Genomic DNA, 25,146 nt, shown 5'->3' on the forward strand with positions numbered 1-25,146 from the left:
AACTGTTATCACCAACTGCTCTCGTCGGGAATTCACATGTATCCACCCCGTCGAAACGCACCGCCTAAGATAGTCCCATACCACCCCGGCCGCACCCGCGTGCCCGGGCCCGCCGTGAAAGGAGCCGCGCGTGGCACTGACCCTATCCACCATCGAGGAAAGCGTGCGCGCGCTGGCGGGCCAACCCAGCTATACCCGCGATTTCTTCTTTGACCTGCTGCGCGCTTACGGTATCTCAAAATCTTCCATCGCCCGCCTGCGGTCCACCACCGCCAGCTCGATCAACGTTGCGGCCGACCGAGAACACGAAATAGCGTGGAAAAACAAGCTGTATATCCGTGAAACCACCGGCGACCTCGCCGCCGCGGCCCTCGACCTCAAAACCAGTGACACCGCGATCCGCTACAACACCCGTTTCGTCATTGCCACCGATTACGCCAGCCTCGCCGCCTTCGATACGAAAACGGGTGATTCCCTCATCACCCCGCTCGCGCAGATCGACAAAAACATCACGTTCTTCCTGCCGTGGGCGAATATGGAGCGCCGCGATTTCGCCTCGGATACCAAAGCGGACCGCCGCGCCGCCGAACATATGAGCAAGCTCTACGACGACCTCCTCGAAGCCAGCCCCGATATGCTCACCGACGCCGCGTCCCGCCACGGCCTCAATATTTTCTTCACCCGCCTCCTTTTCTGTTTCTTCGCGGAGGACACCGGCATTTTCGCGCGCGGCCAGTTCACCAGCGCCATCGGCTCCTTCACCGCCCGCGACGGCTCGGACACCGCGGAATTCCTACGCACGCTCTTCCGCGCCCTCGACACCCCGAACGCTGCGGACAAACCCGTCTACCTGCAAGACTTCCCGTACGTCAACGGTCGCCTTTTCCGTATTAATAACGACGACGACGCCTCTTTGGCGGTCCCCCACTTCACCATGGCGGCCCGGGACTCCCTCTTGCGGCTCGGCACCCTGGACTGGTCAGAAATCAACCCGGATATTTTCGGTTCTATGTTCCAGGGCGTGGTCGATAAGCAGCAGCGCGCCAACCTGGGCCAGCACTACACCTCGGTTCCAAATATTCTCAAAACCATCCGCCCGCTCTTCCTGGACGAGCTGGAAAAGCAATACGATGCCGCCGCTAACTCGGTGAAGAAACTGCGGGATCTGCTGGCTCGTATCCAAAGCATTAAGGTATTCGATCCCGGGTGCGGCAGCGGAAATTTCCTGGTTATTGCTTATAAAGCGCTGCGCCAGCTGGAGCATAGAATCCTGGAGCGTATCGATAGTCTTTCCACCTCGGGCTCCTGGTCGCTGCTGGGGATGGGTGAGGAGGAAAAGCTGGGTGCGGCTACCCTGGGTTTGGCTTCTTCGGTTATCAATATTGAGAACTTCTACGGCATCGAAATCGATGACGTCTCGGTGGAGATGGCAATTCTTTCCCTGTGGATCGCTAAGCACCAGATGAATGAGGAATTCGCGGAGAAATTCGGCGTGGATATTCCCCTCATCCCGCTCAAGGAAACCGGGCATATTGTGCACGGGAATGCCACCCGCCTCGACTGGAATGAGGTCTGCCCCAATAATGGAACAGATGAAATTTACATTATCGGAAATCCACCTTATGTAGGAAGTACGTACCAGACCAAGGATCAAAAAGAGGACTTCGCCTATGTTTTCGATAGCGCGAAGTACCCGAAGAAGCTCGATTACGTTGCCCTGTGGTTCATTAAGGGTGCCAATTATATTCGCGGTACCCGGGCCAGGCTCGCTTTCGTGACCACGAATTCCATCACTCAGGGCGAGCAGGTTGCCTTGCTCCACCCCCATGTCTTCACGGGCGGTATAGAGATCGGCTACGCCTACACCTCCTTCAAGTGGAGCAATAATGCCTCCCATAATGCCGGGGTAACCGTGGCAGTTATTGGCCTGCGCAATGAATCCTCCGAGCCCAAATACCTCTTCACCGGCCTCGTTCAAAACAGGGTGGAGAATATTAACGCCTACCTTATCAACGGGCCGGATATTTGTGTCCCTTCCCGGCGTACAGTCCTTTCACCCACATTGCCGAAAATGACCAACGGTTCAAAACCTACTGACGGAGGAAACCTCATCCTCTCCCCTGATGAGACCGAAGAAGCTTTGACAACAAACCCTGAACTCGACCAAGTTATCAAAGCGTTTGTAGGGGCTGATGACTTCATTAACGGGAAAGATCGCTTCTGCTTCTGGATCGAGCAAGAAGATGTCCCGAAATTCGGCGACATCGCTTTCGTGAAGAAGCATCTTGATCGCGTCGCGAAATTCCGGTTGTCAAGCAGGAAAACAGCAACTCAAAATCTCGCTAAGTACCCGTGGAAATTTGAATTCACGAGCTACAAGCCAACCGACTCAATCATCGTTCCACGGCATTCTTCCGAACGGCGATCCTATGTACCCATCGGATATCTTGATTCGAACACTGTCATCTCCGATGCTTCCTTTGCTGTTTATGATGCTGAGCCGTGGTTGTTTGCGTTGCTGACCTCGAAGATGCACATGGCCTGGCTACGCGCTGTTGGCGGTCAGCTCGAAACCCGGCTACGTTACTCGAATACCTTGGTTTATAACACTTTCCCCGTGCCAGAGTTATCGGCGTCGTCGAAAGAAGAACTCACGAAACGTGCGCTACGCGTACTCGATGTACGCGAATACCACTGCGAAAAAACCTTAGCCGAGCTCTACGCTCCAGACCTCATGCCGCGCAACCTCCGCGAAGCGCACGAAAAAATTGACGAGGCAGTCGATAGACTTTATCGCAACAAGCCCTTTGCCTCTGATGAGGAGCGGCTGGCCGTCCTATTTGAGAAATATCAGCAGCTAGTTGCGGCGGAGGGGAAGTAGCGTGGCGCGCGCCGCCGGGAGTGAGGAAGATATGCACCGCATCGATATACCGGAAACGCACACCGAGCCCTTGGCGTCGATTCTCAATAATTTGCGGCTGGAGCGCTGCGGGACGGGGCGGTATCGCGGCCAGAACCTGGTGCAGATCACCGGGAAAGTGTATGGCGGGCAGGTGCTCGGGCAGGCCACGATGGCGGCGGCTGATGATGTGCAGCGCTCGCTCGGCATCGGTGAGGATGAGCGGCTAGCGCATTCCATTACCGCGGCGTTCCAGCGGGCCGGGCACCTGGATGAGCCTATCGAGTTCCAGGTGGAGGAGATCAACGATCTGCGGTCCTTCTCTACCCGGAATGTCACCGCGTATCAGGGTGACCGTTTGATTTTCACGGCTCGGGTGTCGTTCCAACTGCGCCAGCCCGGGCCTACCTTGGCTTCCCCGATGCCGGATGTTCCCGGGCCGGAGGGGCTGCCTTCGTCGGTGGATTTCTTCGGGGCACTCGATAATGTGTTCGCGAAGGTGATGTCGTCCACGAACGGGATCGATATGCGGCGGGTGGAAGGCGATATCTACCTGCGGCCGGATCCGGGGCGGTCCCCGCGCCAGCACCTGTGGCTGCGGGCGCGTTCGCCGATGCCGGAGGGAACCTCACGCACCCTCCAGCGGGCGATGCTCGGCTATTCGGCGGATCAGTTCATGTTGGAACCGGCCTTGCGGGCCCTCGGCTTGGCCTGGCTTTCCCGCGGGATTTCGGTGGCAACCCTTGATCACGCGATCTGGTGGCATCGCAATTTTGATATGTCGGAGTGGATTTTGGCGGAGATGGAATGCGTTTCCGCGCAGAACGGGCGCGCCCTGGTGAACGCAAAGTTCTTCCAGGACGGCCGCCATATTGCCTCCATGAGCCAAGAAGGCATGGTCCGGGTGCCGCTACCGGCCCTCAACTAAGGAAAGCAATACACCTGATTCCAGGATGGCCTGTCGTAATCTCGCGCCTTGAGGGGAGAACATCAGGAGGCAGGTGCCGGCTACGCGCGATATTTCGCCATATTCGCAGCGAAAACACTACGAGCTCCCTCCTTCCCTAGCTGTAAGCAACGGCGTAGAAATTATCCACAAAATCGGCTCACGTTGCGCTTTTCCACAGGTCGGTAAATAGCTCTTTTTTGTGGCTCTGTGCCATTGTAAGCAGCGGTCGAAAAGTAGCCCAAAATTTTTTGGTGTCGTCAGTATAACCGTCACTCACGCCCAACGGCTACCGACGGGATAACGCCCTCCCGACCGGTAAGGCGATAACTAGTGCCCTTATGAGTGAAAATCTCGGCGTGATGAACGATCCTGTCAATCATCGCTGCTGCCACGCTCACATCACCGAAACACTCACCCCACTGCGAAAACGCTAAATTCGACGTCAAAATCAAGGAAGACTTCTCGTAACGAGCTGACACAAGCTGGAAAAACAGATTCGCTGCGTCAGCCTCGATAGGAAGATATCCCACCTCGTCAATGATCAACAGGTCATAACGAGAAAGTCTGGCCAACACCTGGTGAACACGCCCCTGGTCATGAGCACTCCCAAGCCGATGAACCCAGCCAGCGGCCGTGTCAAAAAGAACCCGGTAGCCCTGCCGGGCAGCTAAAACCCCTAAAGCTATCGCAAGATGCGTTTTACCCGTCCCGGGCGGGCCAAGAAAGACCACATTAGACGCATTCGTAATCCAAGCCGAGGTCTCCAACCTCGCAATCCGCGCCCGGTCAATCCCCGGCTGGCTTGAAAAATCGTAGTCCTCAATAGTTTTCAGGTGCGGGAATCCCGCCTTTTTCACTCTCGCGTTAGCCCCTGATTCCCGACGCGCGGAAGACTCCACGGACAAGACCGCGGCTAAATATTCCTCATGACTCCAATTCTGGGCGCGAGCCTGGTCGGCGATCACCTGATAGTTATCCCGAATCCGCGGTGCTTTCAACACGCGAGTGATATACGCCAACTCTGAATCAATCTCTTTATGTTCTTTAACCACTATCTTTTCCCTATCTCGTTAGGCCGTCATAAACACTCAGATCGGCTTGTTCAACGCCCTGAGACAGCTGGACAGGCCGGGCAAGCTCTTGACGCATACACTTGGCCATTTCAAGGTGTTTAGCGTCCGTGATGACCTGGTTTCTTCCCCAGTTACGGGCATGAGTGGCAAGAACAAATGACGTATTATCAACAACACGCACCGTTTCCAGGTCTGCTTTGACTGTCACTAAACGCCCAATAGCTTTCGGGTTGACGGAATACCTGTTCGTGTCAACAGTCACATAGTAGTTACGTGGCAGGCGTAACTGGGTATGTAACCCGACGGTCGGCGCACAGGGCGGCAGTCCCCGCATTGCTTCATGTTCGATTACCCACCGGTCTACCGGGCGTTCCTTGAGGGTCGCGTGTTTCCTACGGTTAGCGACTTGCTCAATCCATTCATCTAACTGGGATTGAGCATCATGAGGATCATCGAAATGCCGTCCGGGGAAAAACGAGGTTTCCAGGTAGCGGTTATGCCGCTCAACGATTCCTTTGGTTTCCGGGTCTCTTGGTGGGGCTTGTTTCACCCTGGTACCCAACGTTCCTGAAAAGCTAACGACCTGGTCGGTTAGGCGTTTTGCCCGATACCACTTTCGTGGTCCCATAGTAAGTGCTGGGGCACTGCTTGGAAGTGGTGTTCTAAAAGGTGCCACATCCCGGCGACCAGGTCACCTGTCGTCTTCGTGGGTAATACGCGAGCGGCCATGAAACGTGAGTACGAGGCCACCATAACCAGGACCGGGAAAGCTGCGGGTGTGCTGTATCCGTCGTTGATCCCGCCGGCCGGGAACATTAAATCGCATTGGATTTGCTCGCCTGGTAGATGCTTGAGGATATCCACCGGGTCGTGGGGCTTGTATTCGGGACGGATTTTCCTCAGATTTTCCCGGAACCAGGACATAGATCCTTGCCAACCAATCCGTTGAGCTATCACGGTGGCAGCCAGGTCGGGCGTGGCTTGGAGTATCTGGCGTACTCTTGGTTCTACTCGCGTGAACGCGTTAGCTTGAGACTCGCGTTGCTGGTAGGCAGGTGGTGTGTTCGAGGCTAGTGCTCTCTCCACTGTTTTCTTCGCGCATCCTACCGTGGATGCGATTTTACGGATTGATAAACCCTCTTTGCGTAATATCCTGATCTGCGCCCAGTTTTCCATCGAAATCACCCATCCAATTCTTCTCGGTTGGGCTACTTTTCGACCGTTGGTTCTGGGCTACTTTTCGACCGCCGCTAACAGCCATGCAAGAATGGCGGAAAAGGAGAAGTAACCACTTCGCCACTAGGCGATTGAGGGAGTGACACTATGAGTTTTGATAGGGAACGTAAATTGTTTCCAGATCTAACGTTCACATCGCTTGAAGATGTTCTCAAGCGCAAGGAAGAGATCTTGCAGGAGGTCAGAATGACCCGCGAAGAATTCGACCTACGCGCTGATAACTACCAGCTCGGGCCAAAAGAAACTAACGCCTACTTCGAAATGGTAGGTCTGGATCGCTTCGAGGAGTTGTACCGTGGTGAACGCACGATTGGATGAGCGTGCTAATGAATTTGCCGCACACTTACAGCGGATCGGGGAGCTGATTGAGCCCGGGTTCTCGCTGTCGAGGCAATCGGTCGCAAAAGCAGCCTTTCCGGCAATAAGACTGTCGGGTGATATTCACGTTGCTCATTTGCTCACTATCCGTTTCGATTACGAAGTTTTCCTCAATCAGGAAACCGGTTTACTAGCTGTCAATGAGTCCACGTTCTCGGTGATTCATGGCAGGGTTGGAAAAGAGCCCCTGGTGCGCTGGGATTATATTCGCTCACCACGCTCAAATATCCCCTGCGCACATGTCCAGGTACATTCCCACCGCGATGAATGGACGCACGCTTTACTCCTGGGTGGTAATCATTCTCGCCGCTCACGCCGGCGTACTAAGAATAATGCTCGCACTCCGCGTATTGCTGATGTTCATTTCCCGGTGGGTGGGCGCAGGTTCCGGCCCTGCCTGGAAGAAATCATCCTTTTTGTTATTGATGAATTCGGAGCAGCGTGCACGCCGCAAGCACGCAAAGCACTCCAGCATGGTATCCAGGAATGGGATGAGAACCAGCTGAGAGCCGCGGTACGCAATAACCCCACCATCGCACTCCAAGCCTTCGAAGCATGAACCACCCGCACTTAAATCGATACCTGACCATAACAGCGAATGAGGTAGCTGTTCGGCTATCACAATAACCGAACAGCTACCTCATATCCGTATATTTATCGCTGCTAACCGGCGAAACTAATCCGCGCGCTCCCGCCTGCATCCAGCAGGCTCCTACGCATTAGTGTGGCGCGGGACTCGCCTGCGTCGCACGCTATCTGCGAGCGGGCCGAATAGCAGCTAGATTTTAGCGCGTCAGCTTACGATGAGCACCGGCACCCGGGTTGAGTGCGGCTTCACCCAGGCGTTCCACCTTGTTCTTCTCGTAGCCTTCGAAGTTGCCTTCGAACCAGTACCACTTCGAGGGATCCTCATCGGTGCCTTCGTAAGCGAGGATGTGGGTAGCCACGCGGTCAAGGAACCAGCGGTCGTGGGTGATGACCACGGCGCAACCCGGGAACTGCAAAAGCGCGTTTTCCAGGGAGGACAGGGTTTCCACGTCCAGGTCGTTGGTCGGTTCGTCAAGGAGCAGCAGGTTGCCGCCCTGCTTGAGGGTGAGGGCGAGGTTGAGGCGGTTGCGTTCACCACCGGAAAGCACCCCGGCCTTCTTCTGCTGGTCCGGACCCTTGAAGCCGAATGCGGAAACGTAAGCGCGCGAAGGCATTTCCACCTGGCCGACCTGGATGTAATCCAGACCGTCAGAAACAACCTCCCACAAGCTCTTCTCCGGGTCGATACCGGCGCGGTTCTGATCCACGTAGGAGATCTTCACCGTTTCCCCGATCTTCAGCTCCCCGCCATCGAGGGGTTCGAGGCCGACGATGGTCTTGAAGAGGGTGGTTTTACCCACGCCGTTCGGGCCGATAATACCCACGATGCCGTTACGCGGCAGCGAGAAGGACAGCCCATCGATAAGCACGCGATCCCCGAAGCCCTTCTTGAGGTTCTTCGCTTCGATAACCACATTGCCCAGCCGCGGCCCCGGCGGAATCTGGATTTCTTCGAAGTCGAGCTTGCGGGTACGTTCGGCTTCCGCTGCCATTTCTTCGTAGCGTTCCAGACGTGCCTTCGACTTGGCCTGGCGGCCCTTCGCCGAGGAACGCACCCACTCAAGTTCATCCTTGAGGCGCTTGGCGAGCTTGGCGTCCTTCTTGCCCTGGATTTCCAAACGATCTTTCTTGGTTTCCAGGTAGGTCGAGTAGTTGCCCTCATAGGGGTAAAGGCGGCCGCGGTCCACTTCCGCAATCCACTGCGCCATATTGTCCAAGAAGTACCGGTCGTGCGTGATGGCAATAACCGCACCCGCGTAAGACTTCAGGTGCTTTTCGAGCCACAGCACGGATTCGGCATCCAGGTGGTTCGTCGGTTCGTCAAGGAGAAGCAGGTCCGGGGCTTCCAACAGGAGGCGGCACAGGGCCACGCGGCGGCGTTCCCCACCGGAAAGCACGGACACCGGGGTATCCCCCGGAGGGCAGCGTAGTGCGGCCATGGCCTGCTCCAGCTGGGAGTCCAGATCCCAGGCGTTGGCGGCATCAATTTCCGTTTGCAGCTTGCCCATTTCTTCCATGAGGGCATCGAAGTCCGCATCCGGATTCGCCATTTCTTCACCGATGGCGTTGAAACGGGTGATCTTCTCCAGAATGTCCTTACGGCCCAGCTGCACGTTTTCCAGGACGGTCTTATCCTCTTCGAGGGGAGGTTCCTGGAGGAGGATACCCACCGTGTAGCCCGGGGAGAGCCGTGCTTCGCCGTTGGAGGGCTCATCCAGCCCGGCCATGATCTTCAAGATTGTTGATTTACCGGCACCGTTCGGACCGACCATGCCGATCTTGGCTCCGGGGAAAAACGCCATGGTGACGTCGTCAAGGATGGTCTTATCCCCCACACGCTTGGAAGCGTGGATCATCTGGTAAATGTATTCAGCCACTTATCCCGTCCTGATTCGCGATTCAGTGCCGCGCATCGCGCTAGGTGTTGCGCGAGCGGCCCAGACCAGTGTACCGAGCCGCCCGCGAAAAGTCCCCCCGATGTGACTGGAACCGGGAAGGAATGGGATTTTCTCAGACAGAAGAACGTTGCGCGGCCAGGGCTTCGAAAACGTTCACGCCGATGCTTTCGTCTGGAGCTTCATCCGGTGATAGCACTTCGGCAGGATCGGAATTCTCGATGAGCCAGCGGCTATCCCCCGGAGTGCTTTCCCCGGCCACTGTATCCGCGGAGCTCACCGTGCCAGCGGTTCCGCCATTCGTTTCCGCAGCCGGATCGGGGCGAACTTTAACGAAGCTGGCCCGCCCGGTGGTGAGCTCGACTCCCACAGCATCGGCAAAGAGAGTGAGACCGCGCATGGTGGAACCGTCCTTACCGGTCCATTCGCGCATATCGAGCCGCCCGCGCACCAGCAGCGGAGTGCCGGTAGTCACCGATGTTTGGATATTACGGCCGAGGGTACCGCGCGCCCGCACCGTGTACCAAATAGTATTGCCGTCCTCAAAGCGGTTCGTTTCCCGCGAGAAATAGCGCGGGGTCACCCCAAGATTGACCGTGGTGACATCCCCACTGGTGGCATTCTCATAAACTTTCGGGTTGCCACCGGCATATCCACGTACCGCGACGATGGTGTCATTAACCATGATGCTGTCCTTTCCACCGCCCCGGGCGGGCGGTGGACACCATCATGACCCGCTCACGCTCGCCCGGCGAGCACCCTTGACTTGGCTGTGGATAACCGCTGCGTTTCGGCAAGGTGTGGATAATTCCTCAAATAAGACTGAATCGGATCCGAGAAGCAAGTAAGACCCCGTCGCAAAACATTTAGCGTTACTTACTCTTACGTTTACGGTTAACTTTGATCTTCACTTCATCTTTACTCAATGTGTATGTGTTAACAATTCCATGTTCTTTCAAGCCGTCGAGAAGTGCGCGATCTGCTTGGGTATTTGGGACGCGGACAACCTCCGCGCCCACAGACGTCAATTTTGAGTATTCCCCACCTAGAGCATCTAATATCTCAAAAAGATCTACACGTTCAATAGTCTGGAGATGCGATTCAAGGAGGACCACGATGTATTCCGATGGGACACCTCCCGCTACCATCGTTGTTATGACATCTAACGGAATCCGCTCCTCGTAATCGACAGCACATCGCGCGATTTCAACCAGCGCCTTTTCATCCGCCACTTCGACGTAGTCTTCGGCTTTCTTGACAATCGCACGCTTGATTACCTCTGGAATACCGTCATCCTCGAGAATTCTCGTCAGGTCTCCCTCCACCAATCGTGGCGTCATATAGTTTTCAAATTCAGACGAGTCGCAAATGATTAGTTTCCGCGTTAGCCAATCTGTTGACATAAGATGCTGATAGACCTCCGCATTGTCTTCTATGACGTCGTGTTTGACTAGCAAAGCAAATAACTCGCCCTTCTCCGCGGTGATTTCTCCGATATTGAGATGGGCGTTGAATCTTAGACTCACGACCAGATCCACGCGCAGTTTAGCGTCAAGCAATTGCTCTCTCGCCTCAAGGAATTTGGTAGCTAAAGTAACCTTATCCTCTTCATCCACGGATTCCGTTTTACTAATTTCACCCGCTCGAGAAAGCAACAAAGAAAGCGATTCATCAATGCCCTGCGAACCAACATACAGGTTCACGTTGCTGAACGTTGCGGGGAAACGCTGATCCTGCGCCAACACTGGCCACAAACGCTCTGGGACACTACCAAGTTCGGCGATTTGACAGGATGAAGAAGCCCGCTTAATTACGGTATCTAGAAGAGGAAGTTCTTGTTCACTCAAATCCTCAAGCACTATGCCAAACTGTTCACAATCATCAATCGTCGCAGACGAATCAGCCACCGCATCCAGGTAAGCATGAAGATTATCAACGACGTAACCGTAAACATTTCTGTCTACATCGCGGATGGTATCGAGGCCCACTGTTTCGTCATTGTTAATGACAATGCTCAGATTCTCATGGGTAATTTCGTAGAGATTCCGCGATATGAAAGACGTACGGGCACTAGCTGACAGAGATTTCAGATTAGGGATCACAATATTTTTCGCAGCAAAAAGCTCGGCAACCCGCTCTGCCTGGTCGGGCTTCCCATAGTCAGTAAGCACGGGGAATTCTACACAATGCGCTTGCAGATAGTTAACGACATTCGCATCAGTATCTTGTACATCTGAGGAGAGATTTGCCAACGCAGTATCTACGAGCTCGATTTTCAAAGTCTCACTCAGTTCTAGCTCTGTTCGACTGAGAAGATACAAAAGCACCCGTTGAGACAGCCTTGCAAAAAGCTGGACAAGCTGTAATGCGTTCTCGCCAATACTCAAATATGTATCCAGGAACTGGATCTGACGCTCCTCAAGCTTGTCGAATGAACGAATCATGATATCGGCTGCCCGACTAGTCCCCGCATCAGTGTTGTACCCCGCGAGAAGATGATCAAGGATCGAAATATTATAGAATGCTGGCTTTTCCAGTTCTTCTATGCCGCATTCCTCCACGATGGCGTCAACATCACTCGCTTCGAGATTAAAGTGCATATCCATCAAATCTCGTTCGACATGGTGGATAATGAAGTTAGTCGCCACTGAACTCACTCGATCACCATGGAAAGTTGACGTATACAGAGTGAAGTTCCGATTGATATATCCTGCGCGAATAAGCTTATATGCGAGTCCACAGCCCAGAAGTTCCTCGGCCACGGAATCTAGTTTGCAAGCTTTTCCTTTATAGTTAACGGGAAACTTTGGTTGGGCCAGAAGGTCTACAAGATCGGCGTTGCCCAAAAAATCAATGTCCCTGGTATTCTGCGTGAGCCTTTCGTTGAGCACAGCCTCATCCTCAGCATCCAAAACATCGCGAATCAATCGGTCTCGAAAAGCTGCCACGATGTCACTCCGAATAAATGTAAACGTCCGCCCCCATTGGGGTCGCATGTTCCACTTGAGCTCAGGGTCCCCGGGGGCATTAAAGAAGCTCTTCCAAAACTCTGCATCCGAAATGCTATCGAAGGTTTCACCATCAAATTCGAACGATCCCGTTGACGTTGGATCATCATATCCGATAGCCCTCGCAGTCCTCAGCATATGCCCAAGCAACCATTTACCGAGCTCTTCACTATGATTTTTCACCCCATCTATCTGATCGAGTCGATATCGTAGGAGCCAGCAATCAGTCTCGATTTGCTTGATATTCTCAGCTACCAGGTTACGACTGAGCTCGTAGAGAACATCCAGATTGCTCTTACCGAGCCGGATATTCTCGAAGTCTGTGAGATGGGTGCTCTTGTAGAGCATCATGGCGAAAAGCTCTGTTTCGCTGAGGTCAAGCTCTTTCCCCTCGCCGGAGAAGATTCGGTCACGAAAAACGATAAATTCGTTGCGGATATTCTTCAGGAGTCGCATATCAGGAACATACTTGGATGCCAGGTCAAGCAATCCCTGATCTACTTTGTGGTCAATCTGCGCCATCACCTGGGTCGCTAGATCCCGCGCACTGCGATGCGTGATGAATGGAACCACCGGAATCACGAGATCGAAGAATTTAGTTCGATTGGCACGCACCGCCTCCGCAAGAGCTGAATCCTCAGTTGCAGATGGACTCGTTTCAAAATCACGACCTTCTTCTTTCAACCAAATTCGGTCGAAGATACTATCCCTAATGGCATAGATGAAGCGTATTGGCTCCTTGATCTGAGGCGAGGTGTTTAACAAATTATTGAGAGTCCGTAGTGTCTCAAAGATGTGTGAATCGTTGAATCTGTCAATATCTTCAAAGATCACAACATCAAGATCCGATGCCTCGAAGAAGTAGACGATCTCATCGAGGTACTGATCAAAATAAGAAACAGACGTATCGTCAAGAGTGACCGTCGCGGCGCCTGCTGTGAATTGCTTGATGCGAAGCTTCCCATAACAAAGTCGACGAGTACTTAGCACCACTCCAGTAGCTACAGCCCAGACCCCCAAATGCACCCAAGCGTTTAAACCAACCAGTGCAGGAATGGCCGAAACTATTTTGGAAGTCCACCCGGTCAGTAGAAAGATAATGGCAACAACGAAACCTAATAGTGCGGCAATGCCAGCTTCTCTCCACCAGTGGAAAGTCTCTATACGGCGAAATCTTGAAGCTGGAGTCTTCCGAGGATCTTCCCGATAGAGGAGCTGTTTAACGATCTCTTTTTGGATCCGGTTGGTTGGGGTTAGCGCCTGAGGGGGTACCTCCACATCATCCTTCGAGACTTTCACGGGAGCGAGCGTTGATAGCGAGAGCTCGACAACGCGACCGTCAAGGCGCCGTCCAAGTTCACGCAAAACGCTGCTCTTTCCAACGCCATAGTTCCCAGATAGCGCGATATTGCGGATAGCTCTGTTTTCCAGCGCGTCCTCAAGTGCCTCAACGTAGACGCCATGCTCAGCTTCGAGATATTCCGGCGTAAGCGGAATCAAGTTCCAGGGCTGCTTAGCGGGCTCCCGCTTAGCTGAATCATTCGCAGCAGAAGCTTGCTGGGCTGATTTCTGATCGGCTTGACTCATAACTATGAGGCCCCCTTAGCAAAACGCACTTCGTAGGTCAACGCACAACCCAGCACCGGGCACCATAAAAGCCAAACCTAACGAACAAGCATGATCGTCCCAGCGTTTGGGTAAACATTGTCCTATGGGCCATGATAACTAATCGAAATTATCACCTAAACCCGAGGCTCCCGTGATACGCAGGCTGGCACATCCGGAACTGGCACCTCCCACCCGAGGAGAGGGAAGATGGATTCTCTCAATCCTAGGTGCAGAAGCTAATCTTCCAGCTCAAGTGAACGCATAACCTCGCCAAAAGGTATAAGGCGTTCTTTACCAGACTCAATATCAGCCCATGCGTTTTCCGCTTCGACAACATCGAGGATATCTTCGATAGCTTCCTGCGCCGCGACGGTCACATAATCGCCCGCAAGCTCGGCAGCGCGCTCACGGGTTTCATCAACGCGACTCACACTCATAGCCCAACCCTACTGCCTAGCCCACTCGTGGGGAAGCTTTAGCTAAACGCACTGCTGTCGCTACTCCCCGCGCACCACCTGGCGCACGCGCGCGTACTGGTCAAGCACCTCCCGCGCCGGAGCAACGCAATGCTTCTCCACCACCGCGCCCAGCTCCTTATTCACCGCGCGCTGGTAGGCCCGCGCCCGGGCAGCTGCGCTGCGGCGTCGTGCCCACCATCCCAGGGCGAAACCGCACAGCACCGCAACCACCGCACCAAGAACCGCCCCCCACCACGGCGCCAGCGCCGCGACGCCCGCGCCAACGCACACCGCGGCAAGCAGTATCCCGGCGAGCACACCGCCCAGCAGGGCCCCGCGCCCGCCACCGCGCACCGGAACGGCGCGCAAAGCACCACCAATGGCGCGGCGTAGGGACGCGGCGTCGCTCACCTGCTCATCCACGCGGCGCGCCCACAGCTGGGGCAGGCCGCTGCTCGCGTGCGCGAGCCAGGCCTCGCGATGCGCATCCACCACCGCGGCGGCGGGCTGTTCGGGCGGCGCCACCGCGCGGGCATGCCAGCCCACCCCGGCAATCGCCTCGGCCACCGCCGGCACCCCGGAAGCCACCGAGAGCCCGCGTGCGATCTCCTCGGCCTTTTCCGCCTCCAGATGCACCGGCGCGGCCTCGAGGCCCTCCCCCAGGCGCGCCCCGATCTCGTCAAGATACGCGGAGGTGGTCTCCAGCGCGGCATTGGTAATCCCAGCTGCCTTCTCCAGGGCGTCGCGCAGCGGCTCCAGCCCGCGCCGGTGCAGCGCCGAGACCGGGAAAATCGGGACAGAATCAGCGATGCCGTCCGCGCGCAGCAGCTTGCGGATATCCGTGGTGATGGCCTCCGTGCCGCCCTCCGGGAGGGTGTCGATCTGGTTGAGGACCACGATCATGCGGTCGGCGCGCTCACGCATCGCTGCGATATAGGAATCGTGAATGAGGTGATCGGCGTATTTTTGCGGGTCGAGCACCCACACCAGCACGTCTACGAGCGGCAAAATGCGGTTGACGAGCGCGGAATTACCCAGGCTTACCGAGTCGTGATCGGGCAGGTCAAGGAGCACCAGGGAATCAAGCTCGCGCTTCGAGCTGCTCAACAGCGAATTATGGGAAATGGTGCGCTCCGGTTTCACGCCGAGCGCCTCGAGCACGGGGCGGGCCGCCGCGGACCAGACGCAGGCCGTGATATCCATGGTGGTGGGCCGCACGTCCCCCGCGTCCGCGAAATTGAGCTCGGTAAGCGCATTGAAGAGCGTGGACTTCCCCGAACCGGTGCCACCCGCGAGCGCCGCCACCGTCAGGCCGAGCCCAGCTTCCAGGCGCCCGGAGATTTCCTCCAGTTCCCGTTCGGCGCGCTGCAGCACATACGGATCGAATAGATCTTTTCCTTGAGCGACGACGCCGCGCAGCTGCTCCAAGCGCGCGGTCACGGTGGCTGTGTCCATGAGCTTCTTCCCTTCCTCCACTAGAACCTGTCTTTAAATTCGACGGCACGCAGCCGGAGCGTGCGCCCCGAACCGAGCTCCACATCGCCAAGCTGGTTACGAAATACTTCCGTGACCTCGGTGATTGCCCCGTCGAGGAGCCGGGCTAGTTCTTCGCGGGCCTCGCGCACAGCCCCGCCCCGGTAGAGCCCGTCGGCTAGGCTGCGTGCCCCGTTCACTCCCCCGGCCGCGGCCCCGAGTACCGCGGCCATCCCGGCGGTGCCGAACCAGCGATTCTGCGGTGCGGCCTGCGCGGTAGCCTTCAGGTAACTCATCCACGCGGAGAAGGCCCGGAAACGGATGGCATCCAGATCGAGGGCGGCGCGAGCGCTTGCCGCGAGTTCGCGAGTGTCAATCACCCCGCCCGCCCAAGCGTTAAGAATTGCGTCGCTGGCATCGCTGAGCTGCTGGGTGAGGGTGACATCCGCGGCGGTGCGGACCGCTTCAAACACGGTGGTCATGGCGGCGTCGCGGGCCCCGATACGCCCGCGCGCCCCCAGGCCGGGGCTGGCGGCCGGGTTAATACCTGCTAGTGGCCCACCGCTGGAGGCGGCGGAAAGCCAGGCGGTGGTGGGTGCCCCGGCTCCGAAGCGTCCGCTGAGGGCGGCTTTGCGCAGGGCCTCGCGCGGGGCGGTCGCGGACTGCTCCACCACGGAGCGCAGGTGTTCCACGGCTTCCGCCTGCATTTCCACCGCGGCGGCGATGTGCTCCAGGCGTTCGCCCATATGCGGGAACATGGCGGCATCCGCCCGGGTGATGAGGGCCTGACCGAAGCCGGTTTCGGACATGGATTCGAGCCACTGGCGCAGCTCGGCCACGCTAGCGGGGGGAAGGAGCCCGGCGGTGGGGCCGTTATCGGCCACGATGAGGAGCGGGGAGTCCCCCAGCCCGGAGTTTTCCATCCGGCGCGCCAGGTCCGCGCGCACCGTGCGGGCAGCACTGGCCGGGACCCTGTTAAGTACCACCGCGGTGGTCACCCCGCGCCCGTGCGCATCGGTGAGCACCGACCAGGCGGTGGCATCCCCGTAGCGGGAGGCGGTGGTCACAAAAATCCACAGGTCCGCGCTATTGAGGAGGGTACGGGCCAGTGCGCGGTTATCCGCGTCCACGGAATCAAGATCGGGGGCGTCTACCAGCACCAGCCCGGGGATTGCGCCGGCACTTTCACGTACCTCAGCCAGGGTGGTGAGCACATGGCCTTCCAGGAGCGGAGCATCATCCGGGTGCACGGCGATCACCGGGGTGCGGGTGGTGGGGCGCAGCACCGAGGCGGCGGAGAGTTCCTCCCCGAAAAGCGAATTGAAGAGAGTGGATTTCCCGGCTCCCGAGGAGCCGCCAAGCACCACCACTGCAGGGGTGGCTTCCCGTTCCATCCGCGGGAGCACCCGGTTTTTCAGCTGGGTGATGAGCTGGGTGCGCTCCGCTTCGATATCGCGCGATCCGGGCAGGGCAAGGGGAAAGCGCGCTTTATCGAGCGCGTCGATAGTGCGAGCGATAAGACGAGGAACATCACGATATTGAGCCACCCCTCTATTGTTCACCATTTTGACGCGGGCGCGTAGTTTTAACCCCGCCGCCGATTCGGGTACATTAAGAGCGCCGCTTCTGCGCCAGGCGCAGCGCGCCAGGCCCCTGTAGCTCAGTGGATAGAGCACCGGACTTCTAATCCGTCGGTCGAAGGTTCGAATCCTTTCGGGGGCGCTTTTGTTTCGGGCTGTTCCGCGGCACCACCCGGCAGCACCGGGTGACCGGGTCGCCCGGCAGCACCGCCCGCGTGGCCACAGTCCCCGCTGCCAGCTGGCGGCGTCGTCGTGCTATCCCATCCCACGCGGACCGCATCCGCCCGCTCGCACGCGTGTGCTTAGAATGGAGGGGTGAGTTACCACGATCTAAACGATCCGATTGTCTGGATCGATTGCGAAATGACAGGCTTGGATCCCCGCGTTGATGAGCTGGTGGAAATTTCCGTTGTTGTGACGGACGGCAACCTCCACCCGGTGGACGCGGGCATCGATATTATTATTAAGCCCTCCGCTGCGGCGGTCGCGCAGATGAACGATTTTGTGCGCGATATGCATACCTCCTCCGGTCTCATCAAGGAATGGGAAACCGGGGTGAGTGTGGCGCAGGCGCAAAGCCAGGTGCTTGCCTATCTCAAGGAGCGGGTGCCGGAAGGTAAGGCGCCGCTGGGCGGTAATTCGGTGGGGACCGATAAGACCTTCCTCACCGCATACATGCCTGAGCTGGTCGATTACCTCCACTATCGCATTATTGACGTCTCCTCCATTAAGGAGCTGACGAAGCGCTGGTACCCGAAGGCGTATTTTGTGTCGCCGGAGAAGTTCGGGCACCACCGGGCGCTCGGTGATATTTACGATTCCATCGACGAGCTGCGCTACTACCGCGCGGTGCTCTTCCCGGAAAGCGTGGACACCGAGGTTGCCCAGCAGGCCGCACGCCAGGTAGAAGGCGAAACGAAACGGCTGGCTGCCGGCGATAGCTGCGCTACCGGTACCGCAGCAGCCGAGGCCACCGAATAATTACGCGTCCACGCCTTCCCCGATAAAGCCGCCAATGGCGCGCAATTCGGGCAGGTGCGGATTCCGGCACGAATGCGCCGGGCACAGATCGAACCACGGGCCCATCTCAGTGAGGTGGGCCCGCTGCGCGCGCGGACGCCCCTCCAGGCGTTCCTCCACCAGATCCGCCAGACCGGCCACGAAAGCCGGATGCTCTTCCGGGGTGGAAACCCGCGCGAAAGCTAGGCCGCACTGTTGCGCCGTCGCCCGGGCCTCATTATCGAGGTCCCACAGCACTTCCATGTGATCGGATACAAAACCGATAGGAACGACGACGACAGCCCGCCGCCCGCGCCCCGGCAACGTTTCAATAACATCATTAATATCGGGTTCCAGCCACGGAATATGCGGCGGGCCGGAACGGGACTGGAAGACCATCTGCCAGCTCAGGCGAGCCCCCACCTGATCCTCCACCGCGCTACGGATGGCATCGCGCACCGCTTCGTGCTGGCGCAGGTAGAGCCCACCGCCCAGTTCGGGCGGGCCGGAAAGCTCATTGGCGCGGTTGGGAATGGAATGCGTAGTGAAGAGGACTTCAATCTCTTCCGCCGCGAAACCGCGCTCCCGCATCTGCGTATAGGCAGCCGCAAGGCCCTCAATAAAGGGCACCACGAAACCGGGATGATCGAAGAACTCCCGCAGTTTATCCACCCGCATATCCTCGGGGATCTGCGCGTATTCGAGCGCGTCCGCGAAATCCTCCCGGTACTGGCGGCAGGAGGAATATCCCGAATACGCCGAGGTAGGCACCGCCAGCAGGGTGCGGTGGCCATCCTCGTATGCCTCACGCACCACTTCCCAAATATAGGGTTCCCAATTGCGGTTGCCCCAGTAGACGGGAATATTGTGGCCGCGCCGGGCAAGTTCGCTTTCCAGGCGGGCACGCAAGGCCGCGTTTTGCCCGTTAATGGGCGAACTGCCCCCGTTGAGCCGATAATGCACCGCCACTTCTTCGAGGCGATCATCGGGAATGCCCCGCCCTGCCGTGACATTGCGGAGGAAGGGCAGTACGTCTTCCTGACCGTTAGGCCCGCCAAAGGAAGCGAGCACGATGGCGTCATAGGCGGTGGGTTCACTCACCCAGTGCTCCCCGCGCGCGGCGGCGTGCTGCACGGCGGGGCTTCCCGCCAAAATATGCTCGCCCGGAGCGCGGGTGATGCGCGTGGCACGCGGAGCTTTCCGTTCGGCCACCAGGGCGGCGCTGGTCTGTTGACTGGCTTGGTAGTCCATGAATCTCCTGTGTAAGCGCTGCTTATCCGTGCACGTTCCGCGGTGGTAAACACCGCTCACGGAATAAGCACTGTTTAGGCTTCGTAGCGCAGAATCTTGGCGAGCTCGCTGGTTTCGCAGCGGCGCCCGAAGAAGAAGGGTGTTTCACGCTTCATCCAGCGCCGCGCCTGGGTGTAGCGCATGGCGCGCATGAGGTCCACAATCTGGGTGGGATCTTCAGCTTCAAAAGCGAGCATCCACTCGTAATTCGACATCCCGAAGCACGCGACGGTATTGGCGAGGATGCCCTCAAATTTCGAGGCGGCCATGCCGTGTTCACGCAGGTGCACGGCGCGTTCCTTGCCGTCCATGAGGTACCACTCCGCGTGCCGCACGAAGGGATAGGTACACAGCCAGCTCAGCGGCTTATCACCCACCAGGAAGGCCGGGGCGTGCATGCGGTTGAATTCCGCGGCCACGTGCACACCGGGAACCTGCCAGGTCACATCAAGATTCTCAAAAAGCGGAGTGGTGCGCAGGTCCCGCATGAAATCCTGGAGCGGGGCAAGGTCTTTCCCGTGCACCCACACCATGAGATCGGCATGCTCGTGCAAATTGGACAGATCGTAGAAGCCACGCAGGGTGACTTCCGGGTGCGCGGCAATAACTTCATCAATGCGCGCCGTGGCATTGGAAAGATCCGCGGGGGCCGGGCTACCGGCCGGGCGATGAACAACTGTGTAAATCGTGTATTCGGTATCAGGATGGTGGTCGCCGCCGGAGACGCTCCAGTTCGGTTCCACATCTGCGGGTCGTTGAGTCATGTTCCCCATCGTACTGTCTCCTAAGTCTTTCGTCACTTGACACGCGCAGAAAAACTGTATCAGATTTCGGAGACTCCCGAGTTTCGCCCGGGGTGGTGCGGGTAGCTCACCTCCAGTATGGTCGACTTTCACTACGGCATACGATTATTTTGCGGGGTGCCGTACATGTGGGTGTCGCCATCTTGGTACGACGACGCTGCCCCGCTCCACTCCCCACTGCCCAGCGGTGTTCACGTGGCGCGCGGCTCCGCCCTGATTTTGAGCGCCGGCTTCGCCCCGGCCTGGCGTATTACCCCTCGGCCCGCACCTCGTACTGGCGCACCCCGCAACTCACCCCGGCGAAGCGGAAAGGTGCGGTGGTCTGCGGCGGCGTCGAAAAATCGGCGGAATCCGTGCGCAGAGCACCGTGTAAAACCCGGTAGGTGGGGAAATCGATAGTTTCCCGCGCGGCGAGCAGCGCTGCGATTCCCGCGGCATCCGCCCCGGTTTCCCGCAGCCGCTCCCGGTAGCCGGCCACCGGGATACCGGCGAAGAATTCCGCCACCGCCCCCGAGCCGTAGGAGAAGAGCCCGATGGGGGTATCGGTCAGATCGGCCGGGTCGGTACCGAGGAGGGAAAGGATGCCAATATAGAGGGCGGCTGTGTAGGAGTTGCCGATCTGGCGCCCGTAGGTGAGGCCGGTTTCGATCACCTCATCTCCGCGCGGATCGTTCGTATGGGCCATAAGACGGGCGTGGGCTTTGCGAGCCATTTTCCCGAAGGGCTGGTGGTGCACGAAACGAGCCAGCTGAGCTGCGGGGATGCCGCCTTGGGCGAGGTAGTCATCATAGGCCCCGGTGAGGGCATCCATATAGGCATCCATGGAGAGGTGGCCGTCTACCAGCGGGGTGCTGGAGTCATTCGGGCGCCAGAAATCGTTGATATCCGCGGTGTAAACGCCGCTCACCGCGGGGATAGTCAGCAGGCGCGGCTGCGCGCTCACCAGGAAAGCCACGGCGCCGGCTCCCTGGGTGGGTTCCCCGGATCCGCCCGCCGCGTACCGCGCGATATCCGCGGCGATAACCAGCACTTTTTCTTTCGGGTGGCGCGCCACAATACCGAGGGCGCTTTGTAGCGCCGCGGTCCCCCCGTAGCAGGCTTCTTTCATTTCCACGGTGCGCACATGGCGCGGCAACCCGAGGAGCGCGTGCAGGAAAACCCCGGCAGATTTCGACTGATCCACCCCGGATTCGGTGGCGAAAATGACGGTGCGGATTCCCTCCGTGCCGGTGGCGGTCAAAAGGCACGCCCCGGCCTGGGCCCCCAGGGTGACGGCATCCTCATCGAGGGCCGGGATGCTCATATGTTCTTGGCCGAGCCCCACGTGGTACTTGCCCACGGGCACGTCCAGAGCCTCCGCCATATCCGCGAGCGGTAGGCAGTAATGCGAAGTAGCGCAGGCAAGTGCGTCAATACCGATATTCACTTAGTTCTCCTTAACGCGTGGCTGCTGCTGAGCCGCACGGGGCGCGGGGGCCCCGCCGCGTTCAAATTTACGGTGCGCGTGCATGAGCTCACCCGGATTCGTTTGCGCAGCCAGCAGGGATAGCTCCCCGCATAGCACGGTGGCGGCAATCATGGCCGCCAGGCGCCGGGAGTTCTCCCCGGCCGGCCGGCTCCGATCCGCCAGATCCATACGTTCCATGACCGCTTCAATACCTGGCAGGTCCTTGCCGTTCCCCACAGTTCCCACGATGAGATTCGGGAGGGTACAGGATACATAGAGCCCGCCTGCGCGTTCTTCCACGTGGGTGAAGCCCTGGGAACCTTCCACAATATTGGCGGCATCCTGGCCGGTGGCCAGGTACACCGCCAGCAGCATATTGGCATAGTGGGCATTTGCCGAACGCACCGCCCCGGCGAGCGTGGAGCCCACCCAGTTCTTGCGGTAATTCAGCTCGGCAATCCGGTGCGCGTCACTGCGCAGCCGCTTGGCGATCACCTCATCCGGAATGAACATATCCGCGATGGTGCGCCGCCCGCGCCCCAGAATCCCGTTGACGGCGGAGGGCTTTTTATCAATGCAGTAATTCCCGGAAATGGACCCGTAGGTCAGCTCCGGGCACACCGCTGATATTGCACCCATAAGAGCTTCAGCTGCCTGGGTGGCCATATTGTGACCCGAGGCATCCCCGGTGGAGAATTCGAAACGCACAAAAAGCAAATTCCCCACCACTTCCGGGTGGATATCCAGCAGGCGCGCGAAGCGCGACTGCCCGGCCACCACCCGTTCCCACTCGGAACGCCGCGCCGCGATGTCGGTGACCGCGCGGAGAGCCGCTGCGGCGTCGTCGGCAATAAAAAGCACCGAGCGAGACATGCGCTCATCGGCCACGCACACGCGGATGCCACCCTCCACCATGCGCGAGACATCCGCGCCGCGGTTGCACGAAGGCCACAGCGGTGTTTCGTAGGTGGCGAGCGGAACCTCCACGGCGCCGCTGAGGACGGGGCCGGAGATGTGAATAGGGCCCACCCATTTAGTGGGGATGGGGGTCTGCGAGTCCGGGGTGATTCTCGAGTCAGTCACGCCGCTCAGTCTACCGGCTCAAAAACGAATGTCTTGAGGAAGGCACGGGCGCGCTCCGAGGCGGGGCTGGTGAAGAAGCGCTCGGGGCTATCGATTTCCACGATTTTCCCGGCGTCCATGAAGACCACGCGGTCCGCGATCGCCCGCGCGAAACTCATTTCGTGGGTGACGAGCAGCATCGTCATCCCGCCGCCGGCCAGCTCGAGGACCACGTCGAGTACCTCGCGCACCATCTCCGGGTCCAGCGAGGCGGTGATTTCGTCCAGGAGCAGCACCTCCGGCTCCATCATGAGCGCGCGCACAATCGCCACCCGCTGCTTTTGCCCGCCGGAAAGCTGACTGGGGCGCGCATCGGCCCGGTTCGCCAACCCCACTCGTTCCAGCAGTGCCAGGGCGCGTTCACGCGTGGGTCCGGCGGGCGCTTTGCGCACCACCCGCGGGGCCAGGAGCAGATTATCGAGGACGGACAGGTGCGAGAACAGTTCGTAATTCTGGAAAACCATCCCGATGCGGGCGCGCGCCGCGGTCCAGTCCGTGCCCGGTTCCGCGAGGTTCTGCTCACCGTAGGAAATGCTTCCGGATTGGATATCCTCCAGTCCGTTAATGGTGCGCAGCAGCGTAGATTTGCCGCATCCAGATGGGCCGACGACGACAACAACTTCGGAAGGCGCCACCTCAAGCGAGACCCCTTGCAGGGCATGCACGCCATTCGGGTAGGTTTTATCAACGTCCACTAAACGCAGCGTTTGTGCGTGCCCGGCCGCGCCACGCAAAGCGAGCGGGCTGGGGGCGGATGCGCCGCCTAGGGCGCGCTGGCCGGGAGCGGATGTGGTGCCTAGGGAGCGCGAGTCGGAGGCGAGTTCAGGGTCGAGGGGCTGGGAATATGCCGGGCTTGTCATAGTGCTAGTTTCCTTTCCAAGTGGCGTGAATAGGCGGAGATCGCGTAGCAGACCACGAAGTAGATGAGGAAGACCGCGCCGTAGATCCACAGGGCGGCATCCGGGTAGTCGAAGCGTTCCCGGTCGATAATCGACTGGGCAACTTTGAGGATTTCGATGACGCCGATGAGGGAAACAAGCGCCGTCGTTTTAATCATGCGGGTTGTGAGATTGACGGTGAGGGGGATGAGCTGGCGGATCGCCTGCGGAAGAATCACGTGGCGCTGGAGCTGCCGAGTGGACAGCCCGAGCGCGTGGGCCGATTCGTATTGGTGGGCGGGTACGGCGGCAATGGCGCCGCGCACCAGGTCCCCCATCTCCGCCGTCCCCCACAGGGTGAAAACGATAATCGCAGCGAGCTCGCCGGACATATCGAGGTGGAAGGTACGGGTGGAATCGAAATAGACGATGAAGAGGAGCACCACCTGCGGGATGATGCGCAGCACCTCCACGTAGGCGCGGGTGAGGAAACGGACCAGGCGCGAACGCACGTCCATAACCAGGCCCAGGAGTGTGCCAAATACAAGGGACAGCGCCATCGCGATGAGGGCGATGCGCACCGAGACCCACAGACCTTGGAAAAGGAGGGAAAGATTCTCCGGATCGAGGAGTGGGCGCCAGCCTTCCCCGCCGCTAATCGGAACGGTGGGCGCGGGTGCGGAGGTGAAGCGAGCGGGCAGGGACGCGAGCGCGCCGTGCGTCGTCGTAACATATGCGGATACAGAAGCGAGGGTGACGTTAGCGAACGGCAGCATAGCGGCGCATCCTCCCTTCCAGCCAGCGTGCTCCGAGGGCGATGGGGAGCAGAATAATCGTGTAGCACACCGTAAGGAGGAACAGCGCTTCCTGCGTGGTGGATTGCAGGCCCATATGTTCGCGGGCCAGGTACATGAGGTCCGGAACGGCAACCACGTACACCACCGAGGTCTCCTTGATGAGGAAAATAATATTCGCGGTGAGTGCCGGCATCGCCACGGCGACGGCCTGCGGGAGGAGGACCCGGGTGAGGGCCTGGCGGCGGGTGAGCCCGAGGGCGAGGGCGGATTCGCGCTGGATGCGCGGCACCGAGTCCAAGCCGGAGCGGAAAGCTTCGGCCATATAGGAGCCGCCCAGGAAGGTCAGCCCGATAATCGCGCAGGTTTCCCCGGTGAGGGTGAGGCCGATTTTCGGGAGGCCGAAATAGAGGAAGAAAAGCTGGACAAGAAGCGGGGTATTGCGCGAGAGCTCGATGTAGATGGCCACGAGCTGGCGCGCGATAGGCACCCGGAAATGCGCGAGCGCCGCGCACACCCAGCCGAGGAGGAGGGAGGCGGCCACGCCAATGGCGCCGATGCGGAGCGTGACGAGCATGGCCTGCAAGTACAGGGGCCACGCTTCGCTCAGTACTGATAGATCCATAGGTATCCTCGCTTGATGTTCACTCTCCCCCGGCGCGGGCCGC

The 25,146-nt window shown here is 58.6% G+C and carries 22 protein-coding genes and 1 tRNA gene; 7 read left to right on the forward strand and 16 right to left on the reverse strand.

Translation table 11 applies throughout. From position 1 onward, the window contains the following. The first annotated feature begins 130 nt into the window (after positions 1–130). A complete protein-coding gene (locus AC5RK6_RS00510; protein ID WP_320757885.1) occupies positions 131–2,881 on the forward strand; it encodes a class I SAM-dependent DNA methyltransferase in 2,751 nt (916 codons plus the stop codon). A 31-nt stretch (positions 2,882–2,912) separates the two neighbouring features. Then, positions 2,913–3,827, forward strand: coding sequence for an acyl-CoA thioesterase (locus AC5RK6_RS00515; protein ID WP_039898682.1), 915 nt, complete (start codon positions 2,913–2,915; stop codon positions 3,825–3,827). A gap of 290 nt (positions 3,828–4,117) precedes the next feature. Here AC5RK6_RS00515 and istB read toward each other — a convergent pair whose 3' ends face one another. The 3 genes from istB to AC5RK6_RS00530 are packed head-to-tail and all read right to left on the reverse strand — an operon-like array spanning position 4,118 to position 6,079. Next, a complete protein-coding gene (gene istB / locus AC5RK6_RS00520) occupies positions 4,118–4,900 on the reverse strand; it encodes an IS21-like element helper ATPase IstB (RefSeq protein WP_435730871.1) in 783 nt (260 codons plus the stop codon). 10 nt (positions 4,901–4,910) lie between these two features. Then, positions 4,911–5,471, reverse strand: coding sequence for a Mu transposase domain-containing protein (locus tag AC5RK6_RS00525; RefSeq protein ID WP_320758249.1), 561 nt, complete (start codon positions 5,469–5,471; stop codon positions 4,911–4,913). Positions 5,472–5,512: 41 nt separating this feature from the next. After that, the gene (locus AC5RK6_RS00530; protein ID WP_435730885.1) at positions 5,513–6,079 is read right to left on the reverse strand and encodes a hypothetical protein; all 567 of its coding nucleotides are present in this window, start codon (positions 6,077–6,079) and stop codon (positions 5,513–5,515) included. Between AC5RK6_RS00530 and AC5RK6_RS00535 the strand changes: the two genes are divergently transcribed. Genes AC5RK6_RS00535 through AC5RK6_RS00545 form a run of 3 tightly spaced genes read left to right on the forward strand, consistent with a single transcriptional unit; the run spans position 5,982 to position 7,094 of the window. Then, positions 5,982–6,209 (forward strand): hypothetical protein, encoded by a 228-nt coding sequence (locus AC5RK6_RS00535; protein WP_320758247.1) that lies wholly within the window; start codon positions 5,982–5,984, stop codon positions 6,207–6,209. The genes AC5RK6_RS00530 and AC5RK6_RS00535 overlap by 98 nt on opposite strands. A gap of 35 nt (positions 6,210–6,244) precedes the next feature. Then, positions 6,245–6,475 (forward strand): hypothetical protein, encoded by a 231-nt coding sequence (locus AC5RK6_RS00540; protein WP_016442391.1) that lies wholly within the window; start codon positions 6,245–6,247, stop codon positions 6,473–6,475. Beyond that, a complete protein-coding gene (locus AC5RK6_RS00545) occupies positions 6,453–7,094 on the forward strand; it encodes a hypothetical protein (protein WP_016442390.1) in 642 nt (213 codons plus the stop codon). Before AC5RK6_RS00540 ends, AC5RK6_RS00545 begins: the two co-directional genes overlap by 23 nt. A 226-nt stretch (positions 7,095–7,320) precedes the next feature. Here AC5RK6_RS00545 and ettA read toward each other — a convergent pair whose 3' ends face one another. The 6 genes from ettA to AC5RK6_RS00575 all read right to left on the reverse strand — a co-directional run bounded on the left by ettA (position 7,321) and on the right by AC5RK6_RS00575 (position 17,112). Further along, positions 7,321–9,000, reverse strand: coding sequence for an energy-dependent translational throttle protein EttA (ettA, locus tag AC5RK6_RS00550; RefSeq protein ID WP_016442389.1), 1,680 nt, complete (start codon positions 8,998–9,000; stop codon positions 7,321–7,323). A gap of 133 nt (positions 9,001–9,133) precedes the next feature. Beyond that, a complete protein-coding gene (locus tag AC5RK6_RS00555) occupies positions 9,134–9,703 on the reverse strand; it encodes a single-stranded DNA-binding protein (protein WP_320758245.1) in 570 nt (189 codons plus the stop codon). 187 nt (positions 9,704–9,890) lie between these two features. After that, the gene (locus AC5RK6_RS00560) at positions 9,891–13,613 is read right to left on the reverse strand and encodes a YobI family P-loop NTPase (RefSeq protein WP_320758244.1); all 3,723 of its coding nucleotides are present in this window, start codon (positions 13,611–13,613) and stop codon (positions 9,891–9,893) included. Positions 13,614–13,870: 257 nt separating this feature from the next. After that, complete coding sequence (locus AC5RK6_RS00565; RefSeq protein ID WP_320758243.1) at positions 13,871–14,071, reverse strand: hypothetical protein; 201 nt, start codon at positions 14,069–14,071, stop codon at positions 13,871–13,873. A 60-nt stretch (positions 14,072–14,131) separates the two neighbouring features. Then, on the reverse strand, positions 14,132–15,547 hold the full coding sequence (locus tag AC5RK6_RS00570) for a GTP-binding protein (RefSeq protein WP_435730874.1): 1,416 nt from the start codon (positions 15,545–15,547) through the stop codon (positions 14,132–14,134). Positions 15,548–15,567: 20 nt separating this feature from the next. After that, positions 15,568–17,112, reverse strand: a complete 1,545-nt coding sequence (locus AC5RK6_RS00575; protein ID WP_320757947.1) for a GTPase domain-containing protein — start codon at positions 17,110–17,112, stop codon at positions 15,568–15,570. Between the two features lie 102 nt (positions 17,113–17,214). Here AC5RK6_RS00575 and AC5RK6_RS00580 point away from each other — a divergent pair. Both AC5RK6_RS00580 and orn read left to right on the forward strand, forming a co-directional pair. Continuing rightward, a tRNA-Arg gene (locus AC5RK6_RS00580) sits at positions 17,215–17,287 on the forward strand. A 173-nt stretch (positions 17,288–17,460) separates the two neighbouring features. After that, positions 17,461–18,126: an oligoribonuclease gene (gene orn, locus AC5RK6_RS00585; RefSeq protein WP_320757946.1), complete on the forward strand. Its 666-nt coding sequence runs from the start codon at positions 17,461–17,463 to the stop codon at positions 18,124–18,126. On the opposite strand, the gene AC5RK6_RS00590 is transcribed toward orn, so the two are convergent. The 7 genes from AC5RK6_RS00590 to AC5RK6_RS00620 form a co-directional block, all read right to left on the reverse strand. Next, complete coding sequence (locus AC5RK6_RS00590; protein WP_320757945.1) at positions 18,127–19,395, reverse strand: ferrochelatase; 1,269 nt, start codon at positions 19,393–19,395, stop codon at positions 18,127–18,129. Positions 19,396–19,469: 74 nt separating this feature from the next. Next, entirely contained in the window at positions 19,470–20,198 is a 729-nt protein-coding gene (gene hemQ / locus AC5RK6_RS00595; protein ID WP_155875828.1) for a hydrogen peroxide-dependent heme synthase, read from the reverse strand. 289 nt (positions 20,199–20,487) lie between these two features. Continuing rightward, positions 20,488–21,663, reverse strand: a complete 1,176-nt coding sequence (locus AC5RK6_RS00600; RefSeq protein WP_320757944.1) for a hydroxymethylglutaryl-CoA synthase — start codon at positions 21,661–21,663, stop codon at positions 20,488–20,490. After that, positions 21,664–22,767: a hydroxymethylglutaryl-coenzyme A reductase family protein gene (locus AC5RK6_RS00605; protein WP_274735112.1), complete on the reverse strand. Its 1,104-nt coding sequence runs from the start codon at positions 22,765–22,767 to the stop codon at positions 21,664–21,666. It abuts the gene before it with no gap. Between the two features lie 5 nt (positions 22,768–22,772). Further along, positions 22,773–23,666 (reverse strand): amino acid ABC transporter ATP-binding protein, encoded by an 894-nt coding sequence (locus AC5RK6_RS00610; RefSeq protein ID WP_435730877.1) that lies wholly within the window; start codon positions 23,664–23,666, stop codon positions 22,773–22,775. Beyond that, the gene (locus AC5RK6_RS00615; RefSeq protein ID WP_320757942.1) at positions 23,663–24,460 is read right to left on the reverse strand and encodes an amino acid ABC transporter permease; all 798 of its coding nucleotides are present in this window, start codon (positions 24,458–24,460) and stop codon (positions 23,663–23,665) included. Before AC5RK6_RS00615 ends, AC5RK6_RS00610 begins: the two co-directional genes overlap by 4 nt. Continuing rightward, entirely contained in the window at positions 24,444–25,103 is a 660-nt protein-coding gene (locus AC5RK6_RS00620) for an amino acid ABC transporter permease (RefSeq protein ID WP_320757941.1), read from the reverse strand. The genes AC5RK6_RS00615 and AC5RK6_RS00620 overlap by 17 nt, the downstream gene beginning before the upstream one ends. Positions 25,104–25,146 lie beyond the last annotated feature (43 nt).

This window comes from Actinotignum sp. usb-actsch-213 (genome assembly GCF_059085665.1).

Excerpts from the sequence above, each read along its gene's own strand:
- AC5RK6_RS00615 (WP_320757942.1), bottom strand. The coding sequence starts at position 24,460 with ATGCTGCCGTTCGCTAACGTCACCCTCGCTTCTGTATCCGCATATGTT.
- AC5RK6_RS00560 (WP_320758244.1), bottom strand. The coding sequence starts at position 13,613 with ATGAGTCAAGCCGATCAGAAATCAGCCCAGCAAGCTTCTGCTGCGAAT.
- AC5RK6_RS00590 (WP_320757945.1), bottom strand. The coding sequence starts at position 19,395 with ATGGACTACCAAGCCAGTCAACAGACCAGCGCCGCCCTGGTGGCCGAA.
- AC5RK6_RS00555 (WP_320758245.1), bottom strand. The coding sequence starts at position 9,703 with ATGGTTAATGACACCATCGTCGCGGTACGTGGATATGCCGGTGGCAAC.
- AC5RK6_RS00540 (WP_016442391.1), top strand. The coding sequence starts at position 6,245 with ATGAGTTTTGATAGGGAACGTAAATTGTTTCCAGATCTAACGTTCACA.
- hemQ (WP_155875828.1), bottom strand. The coding sequence starts at position 20,198 with ATGACTCAACGACCCGCAGATGTGGAACCGAACTGGAGCGTCTCCGGC.
- AC5RK6_RS00570 (WP_435730874.1), bottom strand. The coding sequence starts at position 15,547 with ATGGACACAGCCACCGTGACCGCGCGCTTGGAGCAGCTGCGCGGCGTC.
- AC5RK6_RS00620 (WP_320757941.1), bottom strand. The coding sequence starts at position 25,103 with ATGGATCTATCAGTACTGAGCGAAGCGTGGCCCCTGTACTTGCAGGCC.
- AC5RK6_RS00515 (WP_039898682.1), top strand. The coding sequence starts at position 2,913 with ATGCACCGCATCGATATACCGGAAACGCACACCGAGCCCTTGGCGTCG.
- AC5RK6_RS00565 (WP_320758243.1), bottom strand. The coding sequence starts at position 14,071 with ATGAGTGTGAGTCGCGTTGATGAAACCCGTGAGCGCGCTGCCGAGCTT.
- AC5RK6_RS00610 (WP_435730877.1), bottom strand. The coding sequence starts at position 23,666 with ATGACAAGCCCGGCATATTCCCAGCCCCTCGACCCTGAACTCGCCTCC.